This is a genomic window from Synechococcus sp. H55.9 (genome assembly GCF_047462355.1).
Classification (GTDB): Bacteria; Cyanobacteriota; Cyanobacteriia; order Thermostichales; family Thermostichaceae; genus Thermostichus.
The window spans coordinates 37,816-42,680 of record NZ_JANSJB010000007.1 but is presented as its reverse complement, the minus strand read 5'-3'; the positions used below and the strand labels follow the sequence as shown (position 1 = coordinate 42,680).

Here is a 4,865-nt window from a genome sequence, read left to right as displayed (position 1 = left end):
ACAGAAGCCATTGCCCGCACCCTGGCCGACCTCACCCAGGCCGGGGCCATCACCATCATTGGCGGCGGCGACTCGGTAGCAGCTGTGGAAAAAGTTGGCCTAGCGGACAAGATGACCCACATCTCCACCGGCGGCGGCGCCAGCCTGGAGCTGCTGGAGGGCAAAGAGCTGCCTGGTATTGCCGCCCTCAGCGAAGCGTAGTGTAGGTTCCTGCTCGGCTCATCCAACCCAAAAGCAGCAAAAAAGTAGGGGCTGAGTTCAGCCCCTCTTTTGATCTACTCGGCGCAGATGGCCGCAGCAATGGCGAGACTGGATCCGGCTTAGTGCATCACCACTTTAACGTTGGCGTTGTTCAAGCCAGGACGCTTCACCTCGGCCAAGGTCTTGTTGACGGCGTACTTCTGGTTGATGGAGTTGATCAACTCGGTTTGGTTGTGCTTCTTGGCCACGCCCCACAGATCGGCGATCAGGTCGTAGGAACCGTCGGGGTTCTTGGACCAGCCCAGATCGTAGTCGCCTTCCAATTGGGCCACGATGTCGGCACGAACACGCTGGCCGTTGTAGCCACGCACATCGGCGTTCATCTTGACGGTGTAGCCGAGATCGCGCAGGGAGTTAACCAGAATCTGGCCATCGGTGATCTTGGTGCGCAAGGTGCTAAAATGAGACATGGTGTTTCTCTCCTGTGTTTAGGGTTTGGAACATCAACACAAACAATGGGCAACGTTCAAAGTGGGGGTTTTGCCATTTTTGCCTCTGCCAAGGCAACTCTGGCTTCTCACTCCTCCTAGAACTCCAGCCGCTGGTACTCGGCTACAGAGGCTGCTGCAGGCCGAGCCCGCTGCTGGGCCCATTCCCTCAACGCTACCACTTGCTCCGTCATGGTGCGAGATAGCGGTTGAGTTGCTTTCGTTGCTGCCAAAATGTCCAGTTGCGTAAATTCGCGGTTCTGGGCAAACGCTTCGTACATGGCAGCAATCAAAACTTGTTCGATCTCCGCGCCGGAGAAGCCCTCGCAGGCCGCTGCTAGCTGGCGCAGATCAAAGCGGCTGATGTCGCGCCGCCGCTTCTTCAGGTGGATCCGGAAGATCTCCATGCGCTCGTTGATGTTGGGCAGATCCACGAAGAAAATCTCGTCAAAACGGCCCTTGCGCAGGAACTCGCCCGGCAGGCGCTCTACGCGGTTGGCCGTGGCCATGACAAACACCGGCGAACGCTTCTCCTGCATCCAGGTGAGGAAGGAGCCAAAGATGCGGCTGGAGGTGCCGCCATCGGAGTCGCTAGAGCCTGCCGAGCCGGCGAAGGCTTTGTCCAGCTCGTCGATAAAGAGGATGGCCGGTGCCAGCGATTCGGCGGTGCGCAGGGCGCTGCGCAGGTTGGCCTCTGACTTGCCGACCATAGAGCCATCATAGACGCGGCCCATATCTAGGCGCAGCAGCGGCAAACCCCAGAGACGGGCGGTGGTCTTGGCGATCAGGGACTTGCCGCAGCCGGGCACCCCCAGAATCAAAAGCCCCTTGGGCTGAGGCAGGCCGTAGGCACGGGCCCTCTCGGTAAAGGCCTCAGAGCGCTGTAGCAGCCAACGCTTCAATTCCTCCAGACCGCCGACCGCCTCGATCGTCTCATCTTCTTCGATGAACTCAAGGATGCCGTTGCGGCGGATCAGTTGCTTTTTCTCAGAGAGAACGATATCGACCTCCGCCTCGCTGAGGCGACCGTGCGTCACCACCGCCTTGCGGTAAACTTTTTCCGCCTCATCCTGCGTCAGGCCCAGGGCCGCTTTGACCAGCTTTTCTCGCGTCTCAGGGCTTACGGATCCGCCGCGGGGAAGCTGCTCCAACTGCCGGTTGAGGGTGCGCTCCAGGGCAGCCATGTCCGGCAGGGGAAAGTCGACTACGCAAATGTCTTTCTCCAGCTCGACGGGGATCACCTGCACCGGCGACATGAGCAAGATGGTTTTGTGGGATCCCTTCAAGCTGGCGATGGCATCGCGCAGCCAACGCTTGACCTCGGTGTTGTCCAAAAAGTCGTGCAGATCCTTGAAGACGCAGATGGCGGGATCCTTTTGCTCCATCACCCACTGGATGGCCGGCTGGGGAGATTGGGTGTTGTGCTGGGTGAGGCTGCGGGGGTTGCCGTATTCGATGATGCCGTGGGTAACTGTCCAGATGAATAGGCGGCGCTGGGGCCTCAGGGTGCGGGCAATCGCTGCCAGAGCCGCTTCCGCCCGTTCCTCCTCTGGGGTAAGCAGGTACAGCAGTGGGTATTGAGCTTGAATGAGGATGCTGAGCTCTTGCATGGGAAACACCAACTGCAGAGGGGAAATCTAAGGAAAGCGACAGAAAGGGAGAAAAACGGAGTTTGGGTTGCTTGGGCTTGGATCGCGCTTGGGAAGATGTCCTTGTTGAGTGAATCTTAGAAACCTTTTGTGCTGGTGTTTGCTCCTGTCTAGCTTCAGTTGCCAAAGGAGCCCACCTAGAAGCGTTTTAGCAGGGCACCAACGCATCTTGCCGTTGCTCTTCCGAGCCGGCAGCCGATCCCCAGTATTCTGGCTCCACCTCTTCGAGAATGGCTTCCTCAGCCGATGGCTGGTGCAGCGAAACCACCTCTCCGTTGCGGATGACAAACCGATGGCCGCACTCAGGGCACCGATGGACGCGGTAGGCGCTGCCTTGTACGCCTTCGATAACTTCTGGGTGCAGCAGATAAAAGGTGAGGGCCTTCTCTGCCACCGCTGACATTGGCTCTTGCTCCACGGCAGCCCGAATCTTCAGATTCCGGTACAGGTCAGGTGAGAGATACAGAGTTACCTTCTGCTTGACCTCTGTGCCTTCCACTACTTCTGGCCGATGATTCATGGCTAACCGCTTTTCTGAGTTGCTTGCCAAACTTGAAGGCCATCATAGCCAGCCTGCCGCTTTGACGGCAAGCTTTTAACAATCTGTAATAATTTTCTCGATATCTTTTGGGCTTGTGGACATCTGCGGGTGGGGGAGTAGGCTAAGTAGGAGACTCAGGAGCGGAGTGGGCAATCCCTATGGAACGCTTAATCAACACCCTCAGCAAAAATTTCTCCAGTTGGGGCCGCCGTGCCCTGGTGCAAACCGGCGATGGTTTGGCCAGCTTAAAGGACATTGCCCTGGACAGTGGCAATCTGTTGCTCTGCAAAGCTCGAGTTGCCCTTGCGGACGCCAGCTTCACCACCCTGCGGGCGCTTGGGTCTCGCTTTGGTGCCGGTCGCTAGCCGCCCAGACCTTGCAGCCGGTAGAGCTTGGCGTAGAGGCCGTTGCGGGCCATGAGCTCGGCGTGGGATCCCTGTTCTTTCAGTTCCCCCCGCTGCAGAACCAAGATGCGATCCACATTGCGGATGGTGGAGAGGCGATGGGCGATGATGAGGGCGGTGCGATCCCGTAGCAGGGTTTCCAGGGCGGATTGGATCAGGGCCTCCGTGCCCACATCCAGGCTGGCGGTGGCCTCATCCAAGACCAAGATTTTCGGATCCCGCCACAGGGCCCGCACAAAGCTAATGAGCTGTTTTTGGCCGCTGGAGAGGTTGCTGCCCCGCTCCCGCACGGGGGTGGCGTAGCCCTGGGGCAGCTCGCGGATGAACTCGTGCAGGTGGAGTTGGCGGGCCACCCGCTCTACTTCTGCCAGCTCGCCCTTCTCTCCCAGGGTGATGTTTTGCTGGATATCTCCAGAGAACAAGAATCCGTCCTGCAGGATCACGCCCAGGTGACGGTGCAGCTCGGCCTGGGGCAGATCGCGAATGTCCACGCCGTCGATGCGGATGCAGCCGCGAGTTACCTCGTAAAGGCGGCAAAGTAGGCGGATGATGGAGCTTTTGCCGGCGCCGGTGGGCCCCACCAGGGCGACCTTTTCGCCGGGGCGGATGGTGAAGCTGAGGTCTTTGAGCACCCACTCGCCGGGGTTGTAGGCAAACCAGACCTGCTCGAACTGCACCTCCCCTTTGGCCGTTGGGGGCAGGTGGCGCGGCTGGACGGGATCCTGGATGGCGACGGGCAGGCTGAGGATGTGGTCGATGCGTTCCACGGCGGTGAACCCCGCCTGCAGGGCGGTGAACTTTTCCGCCAACTGGCGCAGGGGGTTGAAAAAGCGCTGGGAAAAGAGAATGAAGGCGTAGAGGCTGCCGAAGGTGAGGGGTTCTCGGGGCAAAGGCAGGGATCCCCCTCCGGCTGCCAGCACCTGCTGCCCCCCCACCCACAGGAGAGCGGCCACCGCCAGCCAGGCAACCCACTCCAAAACGGCGGAAAGGGCAGAGTCGTAGAGGATGGTCTGATCCACCTCTTGGATGTAGCGCCGGTTGATGGTTTGAAAAATCTCGCTGTTGAGCCGCTCCCGCCGAAACAGTTGCACCACGGCAATGCCCAAGACGTTTTCCTGGATCCAGGCGTTGAGCTTGGAGAGCTCTTCCCGCACGCGGAAGTTGGCATCGCGAAAGCGGCGCTGCAGCTCGATGACCACAGCGCTAACCGGCAGGACAATGAGGATCAGCAGCAGGCCCAGATCCCAGCGCTGGCTGAGCATTACCACCGCGATTACCGCCAGGGTAAAGAGGTCGCTGACGATGCCGACCGCGCCGGTGGAAAACACATCCCCCAGAGCTTCTACATCGCTGGTGATGCGGGTGATCAACTTGCCCACCGGGGTGCGATCGAAAAATTGGGCCGGCAGGGCCAGCACGTGGGCAAAGAGATCATTGCGGATGTCGCGGGTCATCAACTGCCCCAGCTTCTGGCTGGTATACCCTTCCAAGGCTTGAAAAACCCAGCGGGCCAGCAGGGTGAGGATCAACAGGCCCACGTAGGGCCAGAGGCCGGCGAGGATCCCACTGTTGCCTTGGGCGA

At 59.7% G+C, this 4,865-nt stretch carries 6 protein-coding genes; 2 read left to right on the top strand and 4 right to left on the bottom strand.

Annotation, left to right across the window (positions count from 1 at the left end):
- The coding region (gene pgk / locus NW857_RS02015; RefSeq protein ID WP_414367817.1) for a phosphoglycerate kinase at positions 1-201 on the top strand (201 nt) is incomplete at its 5' end.
- Between the two features lie 119 nt (positions 202-320).
- Here pgk and NW857_RS02010 read toward each other — a convergent pair.
- From NW857_RS02010 to NW857_RS02000, 3 genes are all read right to left on the bottom strand, one after another.
- The gene (locus tag NW857_RS02010) at positions 321-671 is read right to left on the bottom strand and encodes a DUF1257 domain-containing protein (protein WP_414334896.1); all 351 of its coding nucleotides are present in this window, start codon (positions 669-671) and stop codon (positions 321-323) included.
- A gap of 116 nt (positions 672-787) precedes the next feature.
- Positions 788-2,299: an AAA family ATPase gene (locus NW857_RS02005; protein WP_414367815.1), complete on the bottom strand. Its 1,512-nt coding sequence runs from the start codon at positions 2,297-2,299 to the stop codon at positions 788-790.
- 187 nt (positions 2,300-2,486) lie between these two features.
- Positions 2,487-2,858, bottom strand: coding sequence for a hypothetical protein (locus tag NW857_RS02000; RefSeq protein ID WP_414334898.1), 372 nt, complete (start codon positions 2,856-2,858; stop codon positions 2,487-2,489).
- A gap of 179 nt (positions 2,859-3,037) precedes the next feature.
- On the opposite strand from NW857_RS02000, the gene NW857_RS01995 reads away from it, so the two are divergent.
- The gene (locus NW857_RS01995; protein ID WP_414334899.1) at positions 3,038-3,244 is read left to right on the top strand and encodes a hypothetical protein; all 207 of its coding nucleotides are present in this window, start codon (positions 3,038-3,040) and stop codon (positions 3,242-3,244) included.
- Here NW857_RS01995 and NW857_RS01990 read toward each other — a convergent pair.
- On the bottom strand, positions 3,241-4,865 hold a 1,625-nt coding region (locus NW857_RS01990), incomplete at its 5' end, for an ABC transporter ATP-binding protein (RefSeq protein WP_414367813.1). The two genes, NW857_RS01995 and NW857_RS01990, sit on opposite strands and share 4 nt — an antisense overlap.